Here is a 26,138-nt window from a genome sequence, read left to right as displayed (position 1 = left end):
AGGTGCGGTGTGCATGGTCCGCGCCATGCTGAATCGCCCCGCTGCTGCGCACGCTGAGTTGCAGGACCCGAGTGACGACCTCGAGGTCAAGGCCGCCCGCCGTAAGTGGAACCCCGCCCTGCATCCCCGTGACAGCAAGGGCAGGTTCATCGAGACCGGCGGAACGGTCCGCTTGTGGGGCGGCAAGCTCGCGCGTGTCGTCCGCGCGCTCCCGCACGACCGCATCTTGGTCCAGGACCAGAGCGGCCCGAACGAATTCCGCGGCCGACGGCACACCACCAGCGCGAAGTGGGTGTCGATGGTGTCCCGGCCCGACGGCTCTGCGCCCACGGACAACGAGGACAAGGTCCAGGAGGAGGACGAGAAGCGCCGCAAGGACCCGCGCCGCGGCAACGGCGTGGCTGGGGACGACGACGGCGACCCGGACACCCCCGACGACCCGCACGACGTCGACGACCGCGGCCGCCCGATCGGTGACGACGACGACCCTGTCGGCCCCCGCGAGGACGACGACCAGGACGAGCCCGAAGACGGCAACCACCCCATCAACATCGGCGCCCTGCCGAATAAGGTGCACGGGCCTACGCGCTTCCCGGACCGCGCAGCCGTTCGCCGGCACTTCCTCGAGCTGGCCGAGCGTCCCGGCCAGAAGCCTGAGATGGCGCAGTTCCTGCGGTCCGTCGCAGGTGACGACGAGCTGCTGACCACCCATGACGGTGCGCTGGCCATCCTGCGCAACGACGACGGACGGTGGTCCCTGACGGCCACCGGCACCGGGCAGCGCATGGACATGGCTGGCGACTTCGCCACTGCGGAAGAGGCCGAGCAGTTCGCCCGGCACCTCGCGGTCACCGCTCCTACCGAGGGCGCCAAGCGGAAGGTTGGGCCACCCCCGGGGTTCGACTTCTCCGACCCGGAGCTCGACCAGGCCGCCCGCACCTGGCGTTCGACCAAGGGCGAGAACATCCAGGCCGCCATCCAGCGGGCCCGACAGGAGTTCGACACCTCCCGCAAGACCCAGGACAGTGCCGCCCCGGCCGGCGACTCCTCCGCGAAGACCGTGAGCCCCCGCGACCTCAAGCCGGGTGACCGGGTGCAGGTCACCGTCCGCAGCGCAGACATCGAGTGGCCGGAGAGTACCCGCGACCAGCGCAAGCCGGGCACGGTCACTGTAGAGGGCACTGTCGCCCCGACCTACGACTACGGCTCCGGCCGGTCGACGGCGCTGCTCGACGTCACCCTCACCGGCCCGGACCGCTCGGTCATGGCGTCCGGGGAGAGCGTGCGACTCATGCGCGCCCCCAAGCAGTACACGGTGACGGGGCACACCGAGGGCTTCGCCCCGGAGAAGGTCCGAGCCGACCGGGTCCGCGTCGGTGACATCGTCGCGGGCGGGCAGTTCGGGCACGTCGTCACGGAGGTGCGTCGCTACCCGGGAGGCCGTACCTTCACCACCCGCAGCCTCGGCGGCCGCCGCGAGACCGAACAGTTCGGCGCCAGCCCCGGCGACACGATGAACGTCATCCCGCGGTCCCGCCGCCACCCCGAGGACGTGCAGCGCGACGCCCTCACCCGCATGCAGCAGCACCCCAACAGCACCGACGCCAAGCGCGCGGCCGCCGCGATCCTCAAGGACTGGGCCGACGTCGACGAGCTCGCCAAGAGGCAGTGGCCGGACGGAGCACCCGAGCAGTTCCGCGCCCTGGCGCAGCACATGCAGAACGTCACCGACTCTCCCAAGGGCGCCGACGGCTACCACCAGAACGCTGAGGCGATGCGCGGTGCTCTGACCGCGCTCGACGACCTCGACACCGAGAACCTCGGCCGAGACCTGCAGCAGGCGCTCCAGCGTCTCGAGACACGCCTGGACGACAACGCCGACCGGTTCGAAGCTGACTCCCGCGCGATCAGGGCGAAGAAGCAGAAGAAGACGGACACCCCGGAGACCACCGCCCCGGAGACGAGCGGCGACAAGCCGGCGGAGGAGGAGCGCCTCGAATCCGACTGGAGCCCGGACAACCTGGTGACGCTGACCATGCCCGCGGCCGTCGCGGGATGGCTGCTCGAGCCGGACACCTGGGACGGGAAGGACCCGGACACCCGTAAGGCGCTGACCGAGGCCAAGCGCCGCAAGGACGGCACACTCCAGGTGACCGCCCCGATGGACGTGCACCACGACCTGCTCCTGCAGGCCATGCCGCTGTCCGGCGATGGTGGAGACGCCGAACCGCACGAGATCCGCGGATACAACAACTACGCCAAGCGCATCGACGCCGCAGACGAGGAGGCACGGAAGAAGCGGGCCGAGAGAGACGCGGAGGCGCCGAGCCCTGACGCCAGCGAGACGGCCACCCCGGACGAGGTCACTCTCACCCCGGACGAGGTCAACGCGCCTGCAGCCGCTGCCAACGATGCCAAGGCCCCGTCCACGATGGAGGACGGAGAGATCCGCGACGAGATCGTCTCCCTGATGGAGCGGGAGATGGCCAACGGCGGGGAGCTGTCGGGCGTCGACCGCACCCGCCTGCGGGTCCTGGAAGCCGAGGAAGCACGCCGCGCAGGCCGGAAACCGAAGGAGGAGCCGAAGCCGAAGCCGCAGCCCGCGGAGGAGCCGGGCGGTCTGTTCGACGTCGAGCCCGAGGAGCAGCAGCGGTTCGTCGCCGATCCGAACAACCCGGAGGACCAGGCCGACGACGCCTTCGGCACCCCGGACATGATCGCCGCCGCCGAGGGCCGCGACACCACCCGGCTGCGCCCGCCGCAGTCCCGTAAGCCCGCCGACTTCAAGGTCGGCGACCGGTTCGTCGACGCAGACGGCCGCACCCACACCGTGGCGGAGCAGCCGCTGCGCACCCCGCGCGGCCGTATCCGCGTCGTCGACGGCGACGGCCGCGAGCACTTCCTGGCTGCGGACAAGGAACTGCGGGTACTGCACCCGGACGAGGACGCCCCCGAGGTACCCGAGACGAACGGCCCCGAGGACGACGGACCCGACGCCAACGCCCCTGAGGGGGACGCTCCGGCCGCCGACGCACCCGAGAACGACGCCCCGGCAGCAGACGCACAGCAGAGCGAAACACCGGACGACCGCCCGGAAGCGGAGGAGCCGGAGAACGCCACCGCGCCGGATGCGGAGACCGAGCCTGCGGCAGTCCCGGACCAGGTCACCATCGAGCACAGCGGCACCGGCACCGTCGTCCGCTTCCCCACGCCGAACGGCATGGTCAGCGACGCCGAGTTCGCGGCGCTGCGGAGCCTGGGTTTCAAGGCCAGCCGAGACCGGACGCAGCCGCGGTTCTTCTACCTGCCCAGCAACTGGACCCTGTCCCGGCGCGAGGAGCGCGTACGGAGGCTCAGGGAGTGGCTGGACCGGCAGAACATCGCCTACCAGGCCCCCGAGGAGGACATCGAGAAGCCTGACCTGACCGAGGAGCAGCGCGAGGCACTCAAGGGGCGGTACTACGCCCCGCCGGGGACGTGGGCACTCACCGACTTCCAGCCGGGCGACGAGGTGTGGACCGGCTGGCACTGGGACACGGTCGACTCTGTCGGCCCGAAGAACCTGCGCCTGCAGTCTCGTGGGAAGACGGCGTACGACAGCGTGCTGGCTCGCCGCCGCGGCAACGAGATCAGGACGATGCTCGACGCGCCAGCCGACGACGGCACGCCGCGCCCGCAGTCCATCGACCCGGTCCGCATGCGGGACGCAGAGATCGCGGCAGAACTTGAGCAGCTGCGCGCTGCCACCCTGCCCACGGGCAACGATCCAGCGAACCGGACCGTTCGCCGGCAGGTCTCGGCCCGCATACAGGCTCTCCAGACGACCCAGTCTGAGCGGACCTACGCCCGCCGCCGCGACGAGTCTGCGCGCCGCGCCGGCTCTGAGCTTGTTCGTGACCCGGAGCGCATCGCCGCAAAGAAGGGCCAGCAGATCCAGGGCCGGGACGGCGAGCCCATCGGCATCGTCTACCAGGAGAAGCGAGGGAAGTGGCTGTTCGTCGACCGCGACGGCCGAAGCCCTTCCGACGGTCGGGGCGCTGCCCGCACCTACCCGACTCGCGCGGCCGCCATCACCGCGCTCAACCAGCTCACCGACCGCCGCAACGAGCGGGCCGGAGAGGGCTGGAAGCACTCGGCGTGGGACGACGTCCAGCCGGGCCACTCGATCCGCATCCCTGAACTTGGCCCTGCTGAGAACGGCCGCGGCCGCACTGTGACCGGCTGGTCGGAGCCGCTCGAGGTTTCCGAGGTCCGCCGGGGCGAGATGGGCCAGGTGCACATCACCGGCCGTCGCGGCGACGAGGACATCGACATCGAGGTCTCGCGCGCCGACGCCACCTTCGGCGCCTCCAAGCCGGGCACAGTGCCGGAACGGGAGCGCAGCGAGGCCGGCGAAGGCCTGCCGTGGCAGCAGATGACCCCGGACGACTTCGGCCAAGACGAGCGGCCGCAGCCCTCCCCGGACCAGAACGCGCCCCGTCCCACGGACGAGTTCGGCACCCCGGACCTGATCGACAACGGTGCGCCCGAGGCCCCGGACTCTGGCGCACCCGAGAACGAGGACGCACCCGCCAACGCCGACGACGCCCCCGAGACGCCCGACACCCCGGTCGACGAGGCGGGCACCGCTCGCACCGTTCTCGACCAGCTGCCCGAGCTTCCGGCCCTGCCGAAGATGGCCGGTCTGTCCAGCCAGGACAAACACCAGGTCCGGCGCATCCGCTCGGACTACGCCCACATCCGGGAGTCCCTGGACGGCATCCTTGCCGGGGACCCGCCGACCGGCGACGACCGCGAGGACCTGCGGCGCGTCCGTGCGCAACTCGACTACATCGCCGGGCGGCTGCTCGGCAACTTCCTGCCGGACCCCGACGGGGCGCGGGACGTACGCGCGCGCCTGCTCGAGCTGGGCCAGGACTTGGACCGCGCGCTCGACGCGCTGCCCGAGCGAGAACCGGAGCCCCAGGGAAACGGCCCCAATGGGGGCACGCTGTTCCACCCCTGGGACGTCCAGGACGGCGAACTCGTCCGGTTCGACGCGGTGAACCCCGCCGACCGCGAGGGAGGTCTCGCCCCGTACTACGGCACCCTCCGAGGCCGCCCCTCCTCCGCTTCCGGCGAGCAGGGACGCACCCTGGTCACCTACCAGCCGCACCGCTGGAACGACGACCGGCAGCAGTGGGAGAACGAGGCCGGCCAGCTCACGGTCACGATGCCGCCGCGCGGTCTCATCGAGCGCTTCACCCCCGAGCAGTGGGATGCCTGGCAACGCCCTGGCCAGCCCGGCGACCGCAACAACACCAACCCCGCCACCGTCCCGGACGCCCCCATCGGGCCGACGGCCCCGGCAGACATGGACGACGCGGACATCGAGGCAGAGCTCGGGGCTCTCAAGGAGTGGCGGGAGCGGCACCTCATGCGCACCGGGGAAGGGCCGCTGCTGCCCACCGTCGAGGCGCAGCAAGCCACCTTCGACATCGCTGACCGCCGCGGTGCCCTCCTTGAGGAGAACCGCAAGCGCAGCGTGGCCCGCCAGGACAGAGAGAAGCGGGAGAAGGAGAAGCAGGAGCGGGACGCGGCCCTCACGCGGGCTGTGCTCGGCAAGAGGAACGACGACGGCTCTTACCCGGTGACCGTCGATGGCAACGACGCCGGCACCGTCCAGCAGCGTGCCCGGAAGTGGCGGTGGACCAACGCAGGCGGTGAGACGTCGCCCGCCGAGTACAAGAGCCGTGCCGACGCAACCGCCGCGCTCGTGCACCACATCGACGCGCGCCAGGCGAACGACGATCGCGCCCGTGAGGAGCAGAACCGCAACCAGGTGGCCAGCAATGGCGCCCAGCCGGACACGACTCCCGCATGGCGGCGGGAGCTGCGTACCCGCATGGGCGACATCGGAGACGACGTCGCGACCCTGCGACGCCACTCCGACGGCATCGACGACAAGCGGCGCATGCTCAACATCCAGGAGCTGATTCGTCGACTTGAGGAGGGACAGTTCGAGGTCCTGCAGGGCGATCTCCGCCACCTCGTGGCCGAGACTGCGTGGCTCGAGGAGCAGTTCTCGAACCCGGATCTGCCGTATGAGACATACAGCAGGCGATCGTGGGCGAAGGCAGCCCACCTCAAGGCCCAGCGGGCGCTCGAGCACCCTGATTTCCAACCTGATGTGACGGAGCCGCCCGACGACTACGCGGAGCTGAGGCAGCGCTACGACGGCGTCATGGTGCCCGCGTCCGAGGTTCAGGTCGGGGACTGGGTGCACCTTGTTGAACCAGACCCCATCTACAACGAGCCGCAGCACATGGTGGGGCGCGTCGTCCTGGCTACGCACCTCAGGACCGGCAGGGTTCGCGTTGAGGTCGAGTCGAATGTGCGGCTGAGGGGCAAGGACACTGTTCGGCGCGAGTTCGCGATACTCCGCGAGAACGACCTGGTGGAACAGTTGCCAGAAGGCAACCCCGGGCGGGGGGACACCTCTGACCTGGCGCGCCGGATCGAGACCCTCGACGAACAGCGCAAGGCGTCCAGGGTGGCCGTCCCGGAGGGCTGGCGGGCCGTTGACGGTTCCGACATTCAACCCCGCCCTGGCGGCCGCTACCGCATCGTTGCACGCGGCGGCGACGGCAAGCCCGTGCACATGAACGTCGTGGTGGAGGGGCCGGCTAACGGCCGAGAGGGCTACTGGAAGGTCAAGCGCCAGCAGATCGCCTTCCCCCCGAGCAAGATCGTTGCCGTGCCCGAGGACGACGAGGCACGCGATGCGGATGCCCCGAACCTGGACGGTCCGGAACCTGCGACAGCCGCTGTCCCCGGCGGTGGCCGCTTCTCGGACGTTGAGGAGGTGCGGGAACGCTGGAAGCGCGGCGACCTGGACCCGACGTCGCACCCCGACCTGGTGCTGCCGGCGAACAGCCGCAGCCAGAAAGCAACGAACGCCGACACCGACACGCTCGAGCTGTCCGAGGGCGGCCGCCTGGCCATCCTGCAGACCGCCAACGACACCGGTGCCTCGTGGGCAGTCGTCGCGCCGGGGTCCATGACGGTGCTTGCCCGCGCGTTCGACCGTGACGACGCTCGCGCACAGGCGCGGATTCTGGAAGCCGTCCGGGACGCCGATGGCAACCCCGTGCCGTGGGACGCACCGGGTGCGGCAGAACGCGCGCGATCGTTCCGCGGCCCCAACGGGGAAACCCTGGGCGGGGCCGTCGCCGAGCGCATCGCCGCGCAGGGCGATGCCGAGGGGGTCAACCGTCGCTGGCAGCAGGATGCGGCCCGGCACCTCCGCGGCGCGAATGCGATCGATGCCTACTACGACGAGTGGCGCGCCCGGCAGGAGGCGGACGGCTACACGATCCCGGTGGACCCGGCGGACATGCAGGCCGGGGATGACATCTCCGTCCTGGACGTCGATCCGAGTCCGACCGGGAAGCGTCCGCGTACTGCCGGTACGACGACGCGTGCGCGGGTCGAGGAGCCGGCGAAGCCCGATCCGCTCGCCCGCGGCGCCTTCTTCCCCTTCGCGGTCGATTCAATGTGGCAGGTCCGGACCGAGGAAACGCCCGAGGTCACAGACGCCCATCACGGCAAGACCACCAGGCAGCTCGTGCGGTCCCTGCACCTGCGGAACTCGGCCGGCCGTCCCGAGGCGTTCCGCCGGCCGCGGCCCGGAGAGAGCGATGCGGACAGCCGGGACAACGACGACCAGGCGGCGCGCGCCCGGGAGTTGTTCGGCGACGGCATGAATGCGGTGGGTGGCGACTCGCTGCCGGAGATGCAGGAGCTCGACGAGCGTCTGCGCCGGGCCGACTCGGCTGACGACCGTGACGCGGAGCTGCGCGACGTCGCCGACCGCATGGATGCACTGGCGGAGCAGTACGAGCTTGCTGGCCCCCAGGGTGAACTCGCTGCTGACCGGTTCCGTCGTGCTGCCCGCGTGGCCCGCGGTGAGCAGGACGACCGCCGGGACGACGACACCTCCACCGGGCCCGGCGATGATCGGGAGGAGACCTCGAGCGGAGCCGTCCCGGGCAACGATGACGAGCAGCGCGGCGGCCAGGACGACGAGCAGCGCGACGACGAGCAGAACCGCCGACGCCGCGACAGCGACCGCGACCCGGACGGCAGCGCGGCCGACCCGGACGGGGCGCCGGACGGAGGCGGCGCGGGCGCGCCCGGCACGCCCGAGGACAGCGACAACGACGAAGAGGGCGACGGCCCGGACAGGGAGGACGACGAGCAGACTGCCCCGGCGGCAGACCGCGAGGAAGAGAACGACGATCGGCACCGGCGTCGTCGCCGGCGGCGTGACCGCAGCGGCGACGGCGGTCCTGGCGGAGGCGGCCCCGGCGGGCCTGGCCTGCCGCACCTGAACCTGCCCGACTTCTCCGACAACGACGACGGGGACGGGGACGGGGACGGCAGTGGCGACGGAGGCGAAGACGGCGTTCGCGCCGGGCGTCCCCGGCACCGTGACGTCGACTCCCTGCGCAACGCCTGGAGGAACGGCGACGGGCTCACTGCGGAGGAGGACACCCCCGAGCGACGCGCCCTCCTGGCCGACCTGGCGTCGCGCGAGGGCCTGGCCCTGTCGCCCGACAGTGGCCTGGCGGTGTACCCGGAGCAGCAGGACGACGGCACCACCGTGTGGCGCTTCGCCCAGGCCCGTAACGGCACGAACCTGCCCGGTCTCACCCTGGCGTCCGACGACCCCGACCAGGCGCAGGAGCTGGCCGGACGGTTCGAGGAGATCACCGACCGCAACGGTGACCCCTTCGACTGGCACGAGCCGTGGGGCCCGGCGAGCGTGGCCGCCTGGCGTGACGGGGAAGGCCGCAACCTGCCCCAGGCCCTGCGCGCGGTGCGCGACGACTACGAGCAGGAGCGCAGCGGCGCCTTCGACCTGCCCGAGGATCTCACCACCCTGAGCGACTCGGACCTCGAGGCCGCCTACACGCGCGGTCTGGGGCCGGAGGACGAGCTGCGCGTCATGGCGGAGATGGACCGCCGTGACGGCTACGTCGACGAGCGGATCCGCGCGGCCGTGCCGGACACCCCGCCCGTGGACGCCGAGGACGCCGAGCGGCGCAGCCGCGCCATGGACGAGGCCCTCCGCTTCGGCGACACCGACGTCACCCAGCCCGCCCCCAACGGTCCCGGGCAACTGCGCCGCGAGTTCGACGCCCTCGACGAGGAGCGTTTCCAGGCCGCGATGGAGGCCACCGGGGGCCGGATGCTCAGCCCCGAGGCCGAGGCCGCCGGCGTCGACCCCCGGGATGTGTTCTCCGGCCGTAAATACAGCAACAAGCGGGCGAAGGAACTGGCCTCGGACGAGCTGAAGCTCTGGTTCGACGGCGACGAGTCGTCTCCTGGCCACGGACGGCTGACGTACCCGCAGTACCGGCAGCGTGAGAAGGACCGCGCTCTGTACGCCGAGTTCGCCGACTGGAACGAGGCCCGGCTCCGTCAGGCGATCGACTTCACGAACGGCTACTTCTTCACGCGCGAGTACAAGTACAACGGCTCGGTCAGCGAGACCGAGCTGTTCTCCGGCGGCAGCATGTCCGGCGACCGGTGGCGCAAGTACGCCAGCGAGGAACTGCAGGAGTGGTTCGACAACAACGGCGGCCGCGTCACCTTCAACGAGTGGAAGCAGCAGCGCCGCAACGACGATCGTGCGGCGGGGGACGAGTACGAAAAGGAGCGTCGCGCCGCCAGCGGCGGGGACAGCACGCCCGAGGGTGGGGACACCGCTGCCGACGACAGCGCCTCCTTCACCGCTGCCGACGTCGTTCCCGCACCGCCGTTCAACGCCATGACCGTTGAGAGCGAAGACGAAGCGGCCTTCCGCTTCGGCGGGCGCGACAGGATGCAGGAGTTCGCCGACCGGGCCGAGGTTCGGCCCAGCGGCAACGGAGCCGAGTCTGTGTGGCTCGACGGCCAGCAGATCGGCACCATCCGCAGCATCAGCGGCAACTCGATGTGGGACGCGAGGCCGTTCTTCGGGCTGGACAACTCCCGGATCAGCCGTTCCCGGAGCCGTGACACCGCCCTCGCCAACCTGGTGGTCCGGGCCCTGCAGGACGGCCCCGCAGACCCGGCGAACCCGAGCGATGACGTCTGGGACACCGTGACGGTCAATCTGGCCGGGATGACCCGGGAACTGCCGGAGCTGCCCGCTTCCCTGACTGACAGCCACGAGGCCCGCGACCGTCACGCCCGACTGTCCGGGCTGGTCGACGCCTTCCGTGACCAGCGCTCTCCCAGCGGGGACCTGCGGGAGGATCTCGCGCAGGCACGCGACGACTTCGCGTGGCTGCGGGACGCACTGCCCGAGGCCGCCCGCGGGGAGCAGCGCGAGGCCCGCCAGGACCTGAACACCCGCGAGTTCTGGGCGCGGCACATTCTTGAGGCGCTCGGTGGTGACCGGGACCGGGAGCGGCCCCGGGGCGGCGACGAGCCGCAGCCCAACAGCGATGCCCCGTCTCCCGCGGCGCCGGCCGGCGCCGCGCCCGTGAACGCCCCGGAGGACACCCCCCGGCCGGCGGCCGCCCCTGACCCCGACCCGGAAGCACCCCCGGAGCCGATCGGTGGGCAGCCCGCCCACTGGGCCCGCGTTGAGGACCTGGTCCCCGGCGACATGGTCCGCATGGACGGCACCACCAAGCGCGGCAAGACCGTTCAGCGCGCCGGGTACGTCTACACCGCACCCCAGCGCGTGGACGTCACCCGCCGCGGCCGCACCGAGCAGATGTGGCGTACCTGGGTCACCGATAACCCGGACGGCACCGGGGCCGCCGGGAACGTCTACACGACGCTCAACGCCGCCGCCGCGCGCGCTGAGGCGCCGGACGATGTCGCGCCCGGCTCGCCGGTCAACGGTGCCCAGAGCTCCGTACGGTCCGGCAACCTGCCGGACCGGGTCCCGGCGGACCGTAACGGCCGCGCTCTCTTCCCGGGCAGCACGGTCACGGGTGTGCGCGGTATCCGCACCCAGGAGGGCACCGTCACCGGAGCCACCGACACCACCGTGTCGGTGCGCTGGGACGACGACATCGAGGACGGCGTCACCCCGACGTCCCTCACGGTCACCCATGCCGTACGCCCGGACGGCTGGACGACCGACGGCCGCCAGGTCCGCATGAACGACGTCGTCGCCGACGCAGACGGCGCCCTTCTGGGCCCCGTCGACGGCATCGACGGCGACAACGTCACCATCGCCACCGCCCAGGGGAAGATCACCCGGAGCGCCGGCGACCTGCGAGTCACCGGGGAAGTCCGCGACGACGTCCCCGAACCCGACGCCGTGGCCAGCGTCGACGAACCGGCGGCCGCCGACCTCAAGGAAGGCGACGTCGTGCTCCTGGACGTCGACGGCACTCTGTCCGCGGCCGCCATCACCGGGACCCGCCGCGACGGAGACCGCGTCACCATCGAGTACGCCGACACCACCACCGGCGAGATAGGCGAGCTCGACGTCGACGCCCGCGCGGTGTTCTCCCGCGCCCAGGGCCCGGACGGTGGCGCACCGGACCTCGGCCCGGACGACGCCCCGGAGCCGGACGACGACCTGGTCGTCCACCCGGCTCCCGAACCCATCGCCCCGGTCACCGGGCCGACCGTCGACCCGGAGCTCGACGCGGGCGACCGAGACGTCATCGGCGACCACGCCGCAGGCCCGGACGACGATCCGGACGCCCACCAGGCCGCCGTACGGATCACCGCGGACCTTCCCGTCACCCCGGAGCAGGCGTCGGCGCTCGCCGCGCAGCTCCGCGAGGCCGCGGACCCGTCGACGCCCGAGGGCCGTGCCGCCCTGCGGGCCGCGGACCACCTCGACCGCGCCGCCGGCCGGACCCCGCCCCCGGGACTGAACCGTCCCCGCCCGTCCAACGCCGCGCAGATCGGCGAGGGCGACCTGGTGGCCATGCCCGACGAGCGCCACGGCGACCAGGTGCGTGTCTTCCGCGTCATCGACGCCGAAGACGGCCCCGGCGGCGTCCGCAGCTTCCTCCTCGAGGACGAAGACCAGCAGTGGCGCCGACGGATCGTCCACGGAGCCATGCCCGTGTGGCAGCTTCCGGAGCCCGAGCCGGAGCCCGTCACCCCGCCCGACGACGACGTCGACACCCCGGAGGCCCCCAACACCCCCGACACCCCTGAGACGCCCGATACTCCGAGCGCGCCCTCGCAGCCCGTTGCCCGGGTGAAGCCGGGGAACCTCCGCGTCGGCGACGTCATCGACGCGCCCGTCAGCCGCGCCGGCTACCAGTTCAACGGCCACCGGCGGCTGACCCTCATCAGCGAGCCGCAGCGCAACGGCTGGTGGATGCAGCTCACCGGCATCGACGAGGACGGCAACGTGCACGACTTCGGTCTGCACGCCGGCCGCGCGGTGAACGTCTACGACCGGAACCGGCCCACCCCGGCCCTCCCGCCGGTCGGTGCACCGCGCGACCCGAACCAGGTACCGCAGTCCGACGTCGACCGGATCGCCGACGGCCACGGCCGCAGCATGGTCGCCCGCATCATCGACGAGGCCATCGCGGGTACTGAGCCGCCCGGCGACATCCACGCCCTGCGCGAGCAGATCGCCCAGCGCCTCACCGACGAGGCCCTCCGCGATGCCCGTCAGGCCGTGCGTCGTGACGGGTCCGTGCAGCTCGATGCCGCCGGTATCACCGGCCGGGACCGCGCCGATGCTCAGCGGCGCCTGCGCGAGACCCGCGCGCAGGCGCACGCGGACACCGTGCGGGCAGCGCTGCGCACCATCAACGACCTCGAGCCCTTGGACGGCGAGAGCGACGAGGACCTGGCGGCCCGCGCCCGGGACCTGCTGCGTCTCATCCCGGACCAGGTCGCCGGCCGCCCGTCGACGACCGACGGCGACGCCGACCCGGACATCACCCGGGCAGTCACCGGGCACGCCGATGACGCGGTGAACGCGGTCCTGCAGCAGCTCCAGGCCGCAGGCGTCGACCCGGGCGACGCCGAGCGGATCGTGGCCGCCCTCACCCAGCACATGGCCGGGACCCGGCAGGCCACCGCGCGTCGGATCGCCGCCCGGGTCGCTGCGGCCTCCCCGGACGCCGGTCGCCGGCCGGGCCTCCTCGCCCGGATCGTCGCCGCCCTGATCCGCCTGGCCAAGCGCCTGGCGGAACTGGTACGGATCGGCGCCCGGAAGATCGCCGAGAAGTACCGCAGCGCCCGGGAGCGCCTGGCCCGACTGCGGGCCTTCCTCGGGCGCCTGGCCCGCCGCGTCCGTCAGTGGCCGGAGTCCCGCCGCCTGGCGCGCCTCCACCGCGCGGTGAACCTCCCAGACGCGGACGGCGACTCGCTGGCCGCGCGGGTCTCCCACTGGGTCGGACTCATGCCGGAGCCGGGCCGGTTCGGGCAGTCGCAGCGTCGCGTCACCTTCTGGCGGCCGACGACGTGGGGGCAGCTCACCGCGGGCCGTCTCCCGGACCGCTCCGACCGCATCCAGTGGGCACCGGACCGGGCGGCCGACGGCGGCCCCGGCCTGACCGCGCTCCGCCACATGGCGGCCCTGCGAGCGGCCGGCAGCGACGTCGACCAGGACGTGACCCGTCGACTGTCCGCCGCACTGGGCGACGACTTCGGCGACGACCCGCACGCCACGCTGCAGCACATGGACGACTACGTGGCCACCAGCGAGCGACGCCTGGTCAACCTGCAGGCCGCACGCAGCAGCGCGACCATCCCCGACGACCCCGACCTCGAGGTCGAGATCACGGCGGCCCGCGCTGAGCTGTCGACCGCCCGCCGGGAGTACGCCGACCTGCGGGCGCGGTACGCCGCCGCGGTGCCCGACGCCGTGGCCGCGGCCCTGGCTGACATCCGCGACATGGGCCCCGAGGGGAACGCCGCGATCGTGTTCGGCCCGGACACCGACCAGGACGCCGAACGGGCCGTACGGGGCGTACAGCGCCTCATCCCGCGCGCGTGGCTCAACACTCCGGCCGCGCGCCGCGTGACGGCCGTGAACGGCACCCAGGGCCGGTACGAGGCTGACGGGCAGCGAATCACGGTCGCGGACTTGGCAGACGACGGACTGGGCACCGCCGGACACGCCCTGGCGCAGCACCTCGCCCAGCACCTCGGGGACCTGGACGCCGCCCAGCGCGCGTACTGGTTCACCCGCACCCACACCGGCCGGCCCGGCGCCCGCCAGATGCGGCGCAGCGCACTGGCCAGGCTTCTGCGGCGGCAGCAGACGCAACCGGAAACCGGTGACAGTCTCGCCCGATCGGTACAGGCGATGTTCAGCGGCGACTGGTACCAGGACGACGACCTGCGGGCGTTCCTTCTTGGCCTGCTCGCCACACGATGAGGAGGGCATGATGCCGTTCACCGTCACCGGCGCGTTCGATGACGGGGCGACCTACACAGTGCAGATCACCGGGCGGGCCGACCGCCCGGTGATCGGGTCGCACCGCGCCGCCGCCCTGGTTGAGCTGCATCAGGGCGGACCCGTCTCCCTGTCCCCGACCGGGCCCGTGCGCACGGTCGCCGGGGACGATGAGGGGACCGTCCTCGCGGTGCTGCGCCAGTACACCGACGTCATAGACGAAGGGCCCGGCACCTCACGGCAGGCCCATATCCCCCGGTGACCCGGCCGCTTGCACAATTGTGCAAGAACGATCTTGAAGGCGTGTGCGGCTCCTACGTTGCTGCCCCGCACTCATCTAGGGCAGACATCTTGCGTGACGCGCCCTTTAGCCATTTCATGAACTCGCGCACGTCACCAAGCTCCCGGTTGGGCAGCTCGGGCCAGCCATGGGTGAGGGTGCCGTCAATATCCCTCGTCCAGCGCTGACCGTATGTGTCGGTGAAGCTGATTTCAGACACCGAGAACACATAGAAGCCTTCCCGTTCCTCATTGGGAATGACTCCCTCCAGCTGGGCTTCAGGTATGGCAAGTCGGCTGCACGGCGGCAGAGTGCCCACGGCGACCAGTACCTGGCCTCTTCCCGCGTCATTGGGGTCTTCCGCCGCGTGGAAGTAGTTCACGGTCAAATAAAGATTCACGGGGTCCAAGGACCGGTTGGCGACAACCGTGGCCTCGTCCCCCTCCTCCCAGTAGGTGATGCGACTTGCCTGCCGTCTGGTGCGTTCCTCGCTCTGCACCTTGGACTGCACGAGCTGGTCCTCCGCCACCCGGGCCGATATGAGCGTGCCCCATGCGGTCACCCCGAGACCTGCAGCGGCAACCATGGCGGCAACGACTGTCGTGTGTTTGGCCCAGTCCACGCTGCCGTACCAGGATCGGGCGGAGCGCAGCCCCCTGCGTATCCGTGAAGCGGGCGCGGACTGAGGTGTTGCAGACCGGGGGCGGATCGGCGGGCGGGGCGGCGACTGACGTACACGTAAGCGCGGGCGCGGCGATCGGGGCATGTGACCTCTCACTCGTTATGCACGGGCAGACGTCAGTTCGGCGGTCTTCGGTTCTCGGAGGGACACAAGCGGCTCCGCCCGTCATCCTCCGCCCGTGACCAGATACGGATTCGCCATCAAGGCTCTCCCTCAGGGCGGTAAACCGTTCGGGGAGGAAGACGACGAGAACGAGGAGAACGCGGGCATCGAAGAGGCCTCGCTCGACGAGGACGGCCCCGGCGGCTCCGACAGCGACCTGTCCGACGAGGAGGACCTGCCCGAGAACCCGGCGGCCGCGCCCGCCGTTCCCGAAGGGGAACCCGCCGCCTCGGAGAGCGACACGGCGGCGCCTCCGGTGGAGGACGCGCCACCGGACGGAGCGAACCCCCAGGAGCCGAGCGAGGCCCCGGCGCACCCCGACGACGACTCCCGCCCCTGGGCGGGGGATCTCTACAGCGAGGGCGACGAGACCGACCCTGACGACGCCTTCGCCGCCTACAGCGGCAGCGGCGGGGAACAGGCTTGGCTCGACCAGGCGCCGGACGGCACACTGACCGGATGGGTCCGTGACAGCGACGGCCAAGTGTGGCGCTACACCGACGCCGACGCGTGGGCGACCGACGTGGACGGGGCGCAGCTGACCCGCACGCACGGGCCCGAAGGGGGCGACGGCTCCGCCGGCCAGGCCGGGCCGGACGACCCGGCGCCAGCCGACGGCCGCGGCGTCCAGGACCCGATGTTCTCGAGCCAGTAAGGAGATCCGAGAGTGCAGCTCGACCGCCAGACCTTCCAGGACCGGCTCAACGAAGGCAAGGCCGCGTACGAGGCCGGAGACCCCTCCGACGCCTGCCCGTACAACATGTACGGCGACGCGGAGCAGCAGTTCGGACACCGCTACTGGACCAAGGGCTGGACCATGGCCCGCTCCGCAGCCGAGAGCAAGGCCCAGCGCTCCACAGCGGCCAGCGCAGGACAGTAGGCGCGCACTGACGGCACGGTGCCCGGCGGCCCACTGTCCACCGCCGGAGGTTTCCCGCCGTGCCGACCGCTGCTCCACCGTCCAGATCCGCACGCCCCAGCACCACACAGCGAGGCACCAGCCGGGCAATCTACGCCGTCACCGGCGTGGTCGACGAGGTCAACGACCTCATCATGCCCGGCGCCTTCGCCCGCACTTTGGCCACCCGCCCCGTCAAAACCGTTTGGCACCACGGGTGGAAGGACCCCGTCGGGGTCATCATCGAGTGCGAGGAGTGGCTGCCCGGCGACCCCCGTTTCGCTGACATCCCCGACCTTGAGGACTGGCCTGCGGAGGCCGGCGCTCTCGTCGCCACGGTGCTCTACAACCTCCGCACCCGGCAGGGCCGCGACGCCTACGAGCAGGTCCGGCAGTGGCACGAGCACAAGCAGGCGGCGTTCTCCATCGGCTACCGGGTGCCCGAGGCCAGCGCCAGCCTCCGTGGCGACGGCGTCCGCGTCATCCACCACCTGGACCTGTACGAGGTCTCGCCCGTCCTGCACGGCGCGCACCCGCTGACGCGGAGCCTCGAGGTGAAGTCCGCCGTCGATGCGGGCGGACTCGAGTACAAGACCACGCCCTCCCACGTAGAGATCGACGTCGCCACGTCCCCGAAGGACAAGGCCATCAAGGTCGCGGGTCTCGCGGTGAAGGCCGCCGACACCGGCCGGCTGCTGATGATCCAGCGGGCGCTCGAAGACGACGACCCCGCAGCCGGGATGTGGGAGATCCCCGGCGGGCACCTGGAGGACGACGAGGACCCCCTCGCGGCCGCGCTGCGCGAGTGGGCCGAGGAGACCGGCTCGACCCTGCCCGGAAGCACCAGCGTCGTCGGATCGTGGACCGCCCCGAACGGCATCTACCGGGGATTCGTCGCCGTGGTCCCCACCGAGTCGTCGGTGCCCATCAACACCCCGCACAAGGAACGCCGCGTCGCCAACCCCGACGACCCCAAGGGCGACGCGACGGAAGTCACCGCCTGGTGGCCCATCACCGCCCTCCCCGACATGCCGCTGCTGCGGCCGGAGTGCCGCGACTTCCCGTGGGACCTCCTGGCCGGCGCCGCCCTCCCGCAGGCGCCCGCTCCGAAGGGCTCCACCCCGCACGCCAAGGAGTTCGCCGACAAGGTGATGGCCCGCTTCCAGGCTCTCGGCGGCGACGAGGAGAAGTCCGCGGCCGCCGCCGTACGAGCCGCCCGCACCCTGCCCCGTATCGAGCACAAGTCCGCCCGCTCCACGGTCCTGGAGGCCAAGAGCAAGCACATCGCCCACCTGGAGGCCCTCACTATGTCCCCCAACGCTGCCCTGCCCGAGTCGCAGGAACAGTTCCGCGGCCGCCTCGCCGACAAGATCCGCGAGCTCCTCGACCAGGACGGCGGTACGTGGACATGCATCGAGGGCACCTACCCGGACCGCGTCATCGTGTCCGTGCACGGGGAGGAAGACGGGCGCCGCACCATGCACTACTCGATCCCGTACACGGTCACCCCCAAGGGCGACATCACGCTGGACCAGCCGCAGCCCGTCGAACTCGCCACCATCGTGCTGCCGGAAGGAACGACCGCCCACCGCGCCGCCACCATGGACGAGGACGTCGACGCCCGCGTCGTGAAGCCCACCGTCGGGGCCCTCACCGACGCCACCGCCCGGGTCACCAGCTCCACCGCCGAACCCGAGCAGCTCGAGGGCGTCCGCGACAAGGTCCGGGAACTGATCGCCGCCCTGTCCGCGAAGGGACTCGACGTCGACGAGGACGCGCCCCCGGCCGCCGACCGTTCCGCGGCAAGCATGCCGCTCGGGCTGGACCTGTGGGACGAAGAGACCTTCGACGACGACCTGGCCGTCGACGACGACGAAGACGAGGAGGACGACGGCCAAACCCCCGACGACGAACCTGCCCCCGGACCGGACGACACCGTCCGCCTGGACCCCAACGAGGTGAAGGCCGCACTCGCTGCGCTACGAAGCTGAGTTGCACCCCCGCCCGTGCCGAACCCGCACGGCCACCCCTCACCACCGATAACAAAAACCGCAGGTCAAACCCCATGCGCTGCCCGCTCTTGACGTCCTGAGCGGGCAGCGCGCGACGTTAACACCCCACTGCCTTTTCCATTCCGCCTCGCGTTGAGGCGTCCCGGTGCTGGCCGGGCGAGCGACGCACGTCAACCGCACCCAGCACAGGGAGAGACACCCAAATGCCCACCAGCCGTGTCGAGGAACTGCAGAAGGCACTCCAGCTCAAGTCCGCCGAGGCCGAACGCATCAGCCAGACCTTCAAGGTCGAGGACGGCGGCCAGTTCGTCGTCTCCAGCGAGCAGGCGAAGGCCTTCAAGAAGGTCTCCAGCGAGGCCGCGGAGATCAAGAGCCTCATCGACGCCGAGCAGGGCCTGATCGAGGTCAAGCAGTACCTCGAGGCCCCCGACGCGCCGCCGGCCGCGGCCACGCACTACGGTCAGCGACCCGGCATCGAGGAGAAGTCCCTCGGTGACCTGTTCGTCGAGTCCGGCTCCTTCAAGACCGCCACCGCCCAGCAGTTCCGTGACAAGCCGTACATCCGCGCCGACATCGAGGGCAAGAGCATCTTTTCCCTCTCGGCCGGCACCGTGACCCACCAGGTCCTCGGCTCCGCGCAGAACCTCGGCATCGCCGAGCGCCCGTTCCGGAAGTTCCACATCCGGGACCTGTTCCCGAAGTCCACCACCAAGAACGCCGTCCTGTACGGCGCGCGAGAGACCGGCTGGACCAACGCCGCCCGCCAGGTCAAGGAGCGGTACGCCGCGGACGGCACGTCGCCGGCCACCGGCGCCGACACCGACACCTGGGGCCGCGCGCCCCGGTCCAAGCTGACGCTGACCCCGGTGATGTACCCGGTCGCCGAGGTCGCGCACCTGCTCGACGCGCACAAGAACATCCTGTCCGACGAGCCGCGCCTGAAGACCTTCATCAACACGCGCATGGTCGAGGGCGTGAAGTACGCCGAGGACTGGGACCTGCTCCACTCCGTCGGCGACGGCCAGTCCCTCACCGGCATCTACAACACCCCGGGCGTCCAGCAGTACACCGGTCTCGCGACCGACCAGTACAGCGTCCAGATCCGGCGCGCGATCACCAAGGCGTTGCTCGCCGAGTACGACCCGACCGGCATCGTCCTGTCCCCGACGATGTGGGAGCACGTCGAGGTCGAGGAGGACAAGAACGGCGCCTTCCGCGTCGCCATCGCCGTCGCCATCGGCGCCGAGAAGAAGGTGTGGAGGCTCAACGTCGTCGAAACCACGGCCATGGCCGACGAGGACTTCCTGATCGGCGCGTTCGGGCTGGGCGCCCAGCTCCACGACCGTGAGTCCGTCTCCGTCACCGTCTCCTCGGAGAACGCGGACAACTACGAGAAGGGCCTGATCACCTTCCGCGCCGACGAGCGCCTGGCGCTCGAGGTCCCGCGGCCGGAGTCCTTCGTCATCGGCACCTGGACCCAGCCGACCGGCTGATCCGCGCCGGAGTGAGGGGGTGCACCCGGCCCACGGGTGCGCCCCCTCCCACGTAGCACCATCACGACGACGAAGAGGGACGCTGATGATCGAGAAGCAGCCTCTGGGCCTCGCGGACGAGCTGCAGGCACTCGCCACCGCGCCCACCACATTCCGAGGACCCCAGTGCAGCGTCGGGGCCTTCCTGGACGCCGCCGACGCCAGCGACGCGGCAGCCCTCCGCCAGGCTCTGGACAACGACCGCATCACCGCCAGAGCCATCGCCGACACACTCAGCCGGCACGGTGACTCCATCACCGCCTACACCGTTGCCCGGCACCGCCGCCGCGGCGAGTCCAACGGATGCCGGTGCGAGCGATGAGCCTGAGGACCGACCTGCAGGCACTCCTCGAGCCTGCCGCCCACGCACAGACCCAGGCCCCCCAGACGCAGCGCGCCCACCCGGCCCCGCCGCGCGGCTGGGAGTCCGGGGTCAGGTACGAGCCGGGCGGCACGATGGTCGTCACCGCCCCGCCTGCCGAGACGCAACCGGCGGGGGACGACGAACTGCGGCAGCGCATCGAGGAGATGGGCCTCACCATCCCCGAGGGGTTCCGCGTCCGGCTCGTGGAGGCCAAGCACGACCCGGCCGCCTGGCACCGCGACGCCCAGGGCGACGACGCCGTCACACGCGCCGTATGGCGCTGCCGGTACGTCATCGAACCGGCCGAGCCCGCATGGATGTCCGCCGGCGACGTCGACACGCTCGTCCGGGACGCGATGCGCCGCCGCCGCAAGCCCCGCCCGGCCGTCGACACCGCCGAGCGGGCCCTCGTCGTCGTCTACGCCGACGCGCAGGCCGGGAAGGTGGGCCGAGACGGGGGCACCCCAGAGCTCATCGCCCGGGTCGCCGACCGCTTCGACCGGCTGGACGACCACATCCGAGACCTCAAGGCCATCGGCCGCGCCCCAACCGTCGCGTACTGGGCCGACGCCGGCGACTGCGTCGAGGGATTCGAGAACACGACGCAGCAGGCGTTCACCAACGACCTGACCCTGACCGAGATGGTCCGCGTCCACCGGCGCATCACCTTCGAGGGCCTGGACCGCCTCGCCGGGAAGTTCGGCCGCGTCGTCGCGGCCACCTGCGGCTCCAACCACGGCCGCGTCCGCCGCGGCAAGGACGCCGTCGGCCCGCCCGTCGACGACTGGGGCATCGAGGTCATGTCCCAGATCGCCGACGCCTACGCCCGCAACGAAGACGCCTACGGGCACGTCTCGTTCGTCATGCCGGAACGGTGGCGGGACACCGTCAGTCTCGACATCGCCGGGCGCATCGTCGGCCTGGCCCACGGCCACCAGTACCCGCGCCCCGAGAAGGCGGGCGACTGGTGGCGCGGGCAGACCTTCGGCCGCCAGCCCGTCGCGGACGCCGACATCCTCATCACCGGCCACTATCACCACTTCCGCGCCCAGCAGATGGGCAACGGCCGGCTGTGGATTCAGGCCCCCACCCTCGACAACGGCAGCGACTGGTACGCCGTCCGCTCCGGCGAGGTGTCCACGTCCGGCCTGCTCGTGTTCAGCGTCGGCCCGGACGGCTGGGACGACCTGCGGGTCCTCTGAACGCGACGCAAGCCGCCCGGGAAGCCCACGGTCCGGGCATGACTGAGAAACCACGGTGGCTACTCACCCAGAACAGTGACCTACGGCGGCAGGGCATATGGAACTGGTCCATCCCGGCGTGGGCCGGGACCCTGCCCGACGGCCGCAACTACAACACATGCCCCTCAGCTGGGGTGTGCGCTCCGCTCTGCTACGCGCGGCAGGGCACCTACCGGTTCCCGAGCGTCAAGGCCCGGCACGAGGCGAACCTGATGATGGTGCTGGACGATCTCCCCGGCTGGGAAGCGCAGATGACTGCCGAGCTGCAGCACAAGCGGTACCAAGACCGCTGGGTCCGCGTCCATGACGCCGGCGACTTCTTCTCCCGGGAGTACACCGAGGCGTGGCTGCGGATCATGCGGGCGTCGCCGGCCGTTCGTTTCTACGCGTACACCAAGAGCGTCAGCCTGTTCCGTGAGGTCGTCGAACCGGACCCGCCGGACAACTTCAAGTGGGTGTACTCGCTGGGAGGCCGGGAGGACCACCTGGTCGACGTGACCGTGGAGCGGCACGTCGACATCTTCCCCGACGAGGAGTCCCTGGCCGAGGCCGGATACGCCTCACGGGCCGAGCAGGGGTGCCTGGTGTCCGTGCTGGGCCCGCAGAAGGTCGGGATCGCAGCGAACAACATCAAGCACCTGCGGAAGAAGCAGGGCGACAAGCGGTTCAGCGAGCTGCAGAGCGCCCAGGACGCGCGCCGCCGCGGGCCCGGCAAGCAGTTCCGCAGCGGAAGGCCGTAACCCCTCAAGGTCACCCGGCACCGGATCCGTGCCGGACGACACCAAGATCATTCTTGCCCAATTGTGCAAGCGGCCCCCTCGCCCAACAGCGCGCGACTCAAGCCAGCGCGGTGCCGCATCCTGCGCCGGCCACCGACCCCAGGAAGGACCCCAGCCCATGCTCTACAAGGAAGACGGGACCCTCATCACGAAGGCGGCGTTCCCCGCCTCCGCCGTCCCGGACACCCCGATGCGCGTCACCGCGGACGTGTACGAGACGAAGCCCTACGGGCCCGGTGACGGGCGTCCCGAAGGTTCCCGGCGCCACCTGCTCTACCAGGCCGGAACCGTCGTCCCCCAGTCCGAGATCGACCGTCTCTTCACTCCGGCCGCGACCGTGACGACCATCAGCCCGACCACCGGCCCGGCCGCGGGCGGCACCACCGTCACGATCAAGGGCACCCGGCTCGCCGGTGTGACCGCGGTGAACTTCGGCTCCACCCCGGGCACCGACCTGCGGCGCATCTCCGACACCGAGCTGCGCGTGAAGACTCCCGCCGGTGTGGCCGGCGCCGTCAACGTCGTCGTGGCGGCCGACTCCGGCAACGTCACGAAGAACGGCGGCTTCACCTACTCCTGACCGACACAGCGGGTGGCCCCTCCGCACGGGGCGTAGGGGCCACCCGCGAACGACGTACGCCCTTGCCAGCCCGCTCGAGGTAGGACGCGACACAAGCGCCGCCCAGCGTGCAGGGTGCGCGCCGACCGGACCGACACCCCGAGAGGGAGCCACCCATGGCAGGCACCACCCGAACCCGCAAGACCGCAGCCTCCAAGGCCGCTGCCGAGAGCGCCGCGACGGCCGAGGAGACCACGCCCGAGGGCGGCGACACCCCGGCGACCACCGAGGACACCACGCCCGGGGCCAAGGACAAGGTCCCGGCTGACAGCACCCCGCAGGCGCCCGACGCGGCCCCGCTCGAGCCCCCGGCCGTGCAGGAGCCCCCGGCGGCCCCCGCCGAGCCTGCGTACGCCTCACCGACCGAGGTCATCCCCGACGACGCCAACCTCTCCGAGGTCATCCTCGACGACGCCACCAAGCAGCCTCCGACCGATGTGGACGCCGTGTTCCGGCCCCTCACCGAGTACGGCTCCGTCCTGGTGTGCACCGTCCGCCTCGTCGAGCGGACGTTCCTCGGACCGCACCGCAACCCCGTCCACCGCCTCCTGCAGCCCGCCGGCGCTCACCTCTCCGAGAGCGTCGCCGCGCGCATCCGGGAGCGGCTGGAAGCCCAGGCCCAGCGGCTCGCCGCCCAGGCCGACGCCGCCAACGAGCAGTAAGGAGACCGGGGGTGTTCGACTACCAGCCCATGTACGGCGGGGCGCACTACGACCCCGAACCGGCCGGAGGGCAGGTGACCAGCCTGACCCTGTACGACGGGCCCGACCGCACCACTGTCGTGGGAGCGAGCGGACCCGCCACCCGGCTGCGGGCCGGGGTGTACCGGTTCGCCCTGCCGGACGTGCCGCCCGGCCGCTACTGGGCCACCGTCGCCTTCACCCCAAGCGAGGGAGCCCAGCCCGTCAAGGACCAGGCCGTCCGCCTGGACCTGCCCCTCGGGCTGGGCCTCGTCACCTCTCCCGAGGCCGTCGCCAAGGAACTCGGTGTCCCGCTCCCACTCACCGCGGAGCAGCGCGACGACCTGCTGACCGCCATCCGCAAGGCGCAGGCTGACGTCGTCGCCTACCTCGGCCGGCCCGTCATCCCCCAGCTCGTCACCCGCACCGGCCTCGCGCCCTACCTGGGCGGCGACGAGCGACTTGAGGACGCCGACTCGTGGCCGTTCGACGCCGACGACCTGGTGCAGGTCTCCGCCTACCGGCTGCGCGAGGATGGCACCTACGACGTCGACTTCCTCGTCGGGTTCGACGGGGCCGCGAACGACGCGGTCGTCCGGTACGTGACCACCCACGCCGCCGAGTCCGAACGCAACCGGCCTGGCGGTGTCGGCGCTCAGGGCCGCCGCGTCGCCTCCGTCAGCGCGGAGGGGCAGTCGATCTCCTACGCGGCCGAGCCGACCGCCGGCCAGGCCGGTGCGCTGCCGACTCTCGACAGCCTCTCCCGCTGGAAACGCCGCCTGTTTCAGCCGCTGAACCGCCCTGTCCGCGCGCCGTGGCCGTACTCCTCCCACAGCGCCTACCGGCGCCGCTGAGGGGAGCTGCCGACCGTGGCCGTCGTCCTGCCGAACGCCATGCTCACGGTGTACGTGCTCGACCACCCGTGGGAGCGCGACGCCAACGGCGTACCCGTACCGCCGAACCCGAACCAGAAGCCTGCCCCGCGCGGGCCCTGGCCCGGGTCTGTACTCGAGCAACCCGACGCCTCATGGTCGGTGCGGCTCGACCCCCGAGCCTGGCCGATCAAGGAGGGCGACACCATCTCCGACGAGACCGGCCGGTCCTGGACGCTGACGAGCACCCGCAACCACGCGGTACCCGGCTGCCCGGATGCCGACTACGTCCAGGCCACCGCCACCCTCAACCCTCCCGAGGTGCCGTAATGGCCAAGTTCACCCCCGTGCCCGGCCTGGAGGAGCAGCTCGCCCGGATGCTGGCCCCCGCCGTGCAGCGCATCGCCCGCCAGGTCGAGGTCGAGGCCAAGCGCCTCGCCCCGCCCGTGAAGCGGTGGGTGACGATGGGCGACGACCACGTCCGCCCCACCCACGTCCTGGCCCAGGGTCAGGAAGTGCCGGGGAACCTGCGCTTCGAGCTGAACTCCATGCGCTGGGACATGGAGCACCGCGGTGTCGGCCCGCACACCTACATGACCGAACCGCGCGACCGCAGCTCCCGGGCCATCGCCAACCTCAAGAACTGCCGCTGCAGCACGCACCGGGACCCCGACGGCATCGCCCGGCGCATCAACACCGGTCCGCCCGTCGTCGCGGGAAAGAAGGTCACGGTCACCGTGTCCGTGCAGGCCCCCAAGGTGGTGGAGGCCGAAGTGGGCACCGTCTACCCGGGCAACCTGGTCGCAGAGGGCACGTTCTTCATGTCCCGTGCGGCCGCCATCGTCGCCGCCCGCCGGTAACCACGCGACACAAGCCGTGTGCGTGCGCACAGTGCGCGTCATGGCTACGAACCCCACCACCAAGAAGCCCGCCGCGGCCGCCGCGGCGGAAGAGTCCACCGAGCCCGTCACCGAGACCGCCCCGGCCCGGCCCGCACGCAACCCGGCCGAGACCTCCGAAGCGGTCGTCGGCCCCGCCCCGGTTGCGGGAGCCGACCCGGTCAGGGTCAAGCTCTCGCACCACCTCACCATCGACGGCACCGACTACCGGCCGGGCGCCCACATCCTCGTCTCTCCGGACTACGCCCGCCGGCTGCGTCGCCAGGGCTACGCCACCCAGGTCTGATGAGCGAGCTGACCCTGGCGGACGCGGATCCGGTCTCCGCGCTCCTCGCCTGGCTGCAGAAACACCCGGCGGTCGCCGACGCGCTCGGCGGCCCCGGCCGCGTGTCCGGACTCATCGAGGCACCCTGGCCGCACTTGCGCATCGACCACGGCCCCGGCGGAGACCTGCGGGACATGACATGGGCCATCTCCCCGGAGGTCACGCTCGAGGCGTACGGCGACCCGGGCGGATGGCCGGGCAAGGCCGAACTCCGGCGGATCCTGTTGCGCTGCGCCCAGGCCGCTCAGGAACTCGGCGAGGCGCCCCACGTCCCCGGCCGGCCGGTCCTCAGCGGTATCAAGCCGTCCGGGCTGCTGCTGTGGTCACCGCTCGTCGGAGGCCAACCCAAGTGGGTCATGAACCTCTCCCTCACCGTGCATCCGTGACGACGCGACGTTAACCACCCCGGCTCTCCAAGGTGTCCG

Annotated in this window: 17 protein-coding genes; 16 read left to right on the top strand and 1 reads right to left on the bottom strand. The window is 71.6% G+C overall.

Translation table 11 applies throughout. From position 1 onward, the window contains the following. Positions 1-25 precede the first annotated feature (25 nt). Both ACIF8S_RS28690 and ACIF8S_RS28685 read left to right on the top strand, forming a co-directional pair. The gene (locus tag ACIF8S_RS28690; protein WP_400002911.1) at positions 26-14,350 is read left to right on the top strand and encodes a hypothetical protein; all 14,325 of its coding nucleotides are present in this window, start codon (positions 26-28) and stop codon (positions 14,348-14,350) included. 7 nt (positions 14,351-14,357) lie between these two features. Further along, complete coding sequence (locus tag ACIF8S_RS28685) at positions 14,358-14,630, top strand: hypothetical protein (protein WP_400002909.1); 273 nt, start codon at positions 14,358-14,360, stop codon at positions 14,628-14,630. A gap of 52 nt (positions 14,631-14,682) precedes the next feature. On the opposite strand, the gene ACIF8S_RS28680 is transcribed toward ACIF8S_RS28685, so the two are convergent. Further along, the gene (locus ACIF8S_RS28680; RefSeq protein WP_400002907.1) at positions 14,683-15,270 is read right to left on the bottom strand and encodes a hypothetical protein; all 588 of its coding nucleotides are present in this window, start codon (positions 15,268-15,270) and stop codon (positions 14,683-14,685) included. Positions 15,271-15,508: 238 nt separating this feature from the next. Here ACIF8S_RS28680 and ACIF8S_RS28675 point away from each other — a divergent pair, with 238 nt between their 5' ends. From ACIF8S_RS28675 to ACIF8S_RS28610, 14 genes are all read left to right on the top strand, one after another. After that, a complete protein-coding gene (locus tag ACIF8S_RS28675) occupies positions 15,509-16,147 on the top strand; it encodes a hypothetical protein (protein ID WP_400002906.1) in 639 nt (212 codons plus the stop codon). Between the two features lie 12 nt (positions 16,148-16,159). After that, positions 16,160-16,372, top strand: coding sequence for a hypothetical protein (locus ACIF8S_RS28670; RefSeq protein WP_400002904.1), 213 nt, complete (start codon positions 16,160-16,162; stop codon positions 16,370-16,372). Between the two features lie 146 nt (positions 16,373-16,518). Continuing rightward, positions 16,519-18,381 carry an NUDIX domain-containing protein gene (locus tag ACIF8S_RS28665; RefSeq protein ID WP_400002902.1) on the top strand — a complete coding sequence of 621 codons (1,863 nt, stop codon included), beginning with the start codon at positions 16,519-16,521 and terminating at the stop codon, positions 18,379-18,381. A 224-nt stretch (positions 18,382-18,605) separates the two neighbouring features. Then, the gene (locus ACIF8S_RS28660; protein ID WP_400002901.1) at positions 18,606-19,895 is read left to right on the top strand and encodes a phage major capsid protein; all 1,290 of its coding nucleotides are present in this window, start codon (positions 18,606-18,608) and stop codon (positions 19,893-19,895) included. An 85-nt stretch (positions 19,896-19,980) separates the two neighbouring features. Then, positions 19,981-20,256 (top strand): hypothetical protein, encoded by a 276-nt coding sequence (locus ACIF8S_RS28655; protein ID WP_400002899.1) that lies wholly within the window; start codon positions 19,981-19,983, stop codon positions 20,254-20,256. After that, a complete protein-coding gene (locus ACIF8S_RS28650) occupies positions 20,253-21,500 on the top strand; it encodes a hypothetical protein (RefSeq protein WP_400002897.1) in 1,248 nt (415 codons plus the stop codon). Before ACIF8S_RS28655 ends, ACIF8S_RS28650 begins: the two co-directional genes overlap by 4 nt. A gap of 38 nt (positions 21,501-21,538) precedes the next feature. Continuing rightward, positions 21,539-22,279, top strand: coding sequence for a hypothetical protein (locus ACIF8S_RS28645; protein WP_400002895.1), 741 nt, complete (start codon positions 21,539-21,541; stop codon positions 22,277-22,279). Positions 22,280-22,436: 157 nt separating this feature from the next. Further along, positions 22,437-22,898, top strand: a complete 462-nt coding sequence (locus tag ACIF8S_RS28640; RefSeq protein WP_400002893.1) for an IPT/TIG domain-containing protein — start codon at positions 22,437-22,439, stop codon at positions 22,896-22,898. Positions 22,899-23,053: 155 nt separating this feature from the next. Next, positions 23,054-23,599, top strand: coding sequence for a hypothetical protein (locus tag ACIF8S_RS28635; protein WP_400002891.1), 546 nt, complete (start codon positions 23,054-23,056; stop codon positions 23,597-23,599). A gap of 11 nt (positions 23,600-23,610) precedes the next feature. After that, positions 23,611-24,471, top strand: a complete 861-nt coding sequence (locus ACIF8S_RS28630; protein WP_400002889.1) for a hypothetical protein — start codon at positions 23,611-23,613, stop codon at positions 24,469-24,471. Positions 24,472-24,486: 15 nt separating this feature from the next. Continuing rightward, positions 24,487-24,819, top strand: a complete 333-nt coding sequence (locus ACIF8S_RS28625; protein ID WP_400002887.1) for a hypothetical protein — start codon at positions 24,487-24,489, stop codon at positions 24,817-24,819. Continuing rightward, positions 24,819-25,349, top strand: coding sequence for a hypothetical protein (locus ACIF8S_RS28620; protein ID WP_400002886.1), 531 nt, complete (start codon positions 24,819-24,821; stop codon positions 25,347-25,349). Before ACIF8S_RS28625 ends, ACIF8S_RS28620 begins: the two co-directional genes overlap by 1 nt. 40 nt (positions 25,350-25,389) lie before the next feature. Then, complete coding sequence (locus ACIF8S_RS28615; protein ID WP_400002884.1) at positions 25,390-25,674, top strand: hypothetical protein; 285 nt, start codon at positions 25,390-25,392, stop codon at positions 25,672-25,674. Continuing rightward, positions 25,674-26,099 (top strand): hypothetical protein, encoded by a 426-nt coding sequence (locus ACIF8S_RS28610; RefSeq protein ID WP_400002883.1) that lies wholly within the window; start codon positions 25,674-25,676, stop codon positions 26,097-26,099. The genes ACIF8S_RS28615 and ACIF8S_RS28610 overlap by 1 nt, the downstream gene beginning before the upstream one ends. Positions 26,100-26,138: the final 39 nt, after the last annotated feature.

Source organism: Streptomyces sp. NPDC085937, from assembly GCF_044540535.1.
Lineage (GTDB): Bacteria > Actinomycetota > Actinomycetes > Streptomycetales > Streptomycetaceae > Streptomyces.
This window is presented reverse-complemented; position numbering and strand designations above follow the sequence as displayed.

What these genes read in the sequence shown, in the direction of transcription:
- ACIF8S_RS28690 (WP_400002911.1), top strand. Translation starts at nt 26, where the DNA reads ATGCTGAATCGCCCCGCTGCTGCGCACGCTGAGTTGCAGGACCCGAGT.
- ACIF8S_RS28685 (WP_400002909.1), top strand. Translation starts at nt 14,358, where the DNA reads ATGATGCCGTTCACCGTCACCGGCGCGTTCGATGACGGGGCGACCTAC.
- ACIF8S_RS28660 (WP_400002901.1), top strand. Translation starts at nt 18,606, where the DNA reads ATGCCCACCAGCCGTGTCGAGGAACTGCAGAAGGCACTCCAGCTCAAG.
- ACIF8S_RS28655 (WP_400002899.1), top strand. Translation starts at nt 19,981, where the DNA reads ATGATCGAGAAGCAGCCTCTGGGCCTCGCGGACGAGCTGCAGGCACTC.
- ACIF8S_RS28650 (WP_400002897.1), top strand. Translation starts at nt 20,253, where the DNA reads ATGAGCCTGAGGACCGACCTGCAGGCACTCCTCGAGCCTGCCGCCCAC.
- ACIF8S_RS28645 (WP_400002895.1), top strand. Translation starts at nt 21,539, where the DNA reads ATGACTGAGAAACCACGGTGGCTACTCACCCAGAACAGTGACCTACGG.
- ACIF8S_RS28640 (WP_400002893.1), top strand. Translation starts at nt 22,437, where the DNA reads ATGCTCTACAAGGAAGACGGGACCCTCATCACGAAGGCGGCGTTCCCC.
- ACIF8S_RS28635 (WP_400002891.1), top strand. Translation starts at nt 23,054, where the DNA reads ATGGCAGGCACCACCCGAACCCGCAAGACCGCAGCCTCCAAGGCCGCT.
- ACIF8S_RS28620 (WP_400002886.1), top strand. Translation starts at nt 24,819, where the DNA reads ATGGCCAAGTTCACCCCCGTGCCCGGCCTGGAGGAGCAGCTCGCCCGG.
- ACIF8S_RS28615 (WP_400002884.1), top strand. Translation starts at nt 25,390, where the DNA reads ATGGCTACGAACCCCACCACCAAGAAGCCCGCCGCGGCCGCCGCGGCG.
- ACIF8S_RS28610 (WP_400002883.1), top strand. Translation starts at nt 25,674, where the DNA reads ATGAGCGAGCTGACCCTGGCGGACGCGGATCCGGTCTCCGCGCTCCTC.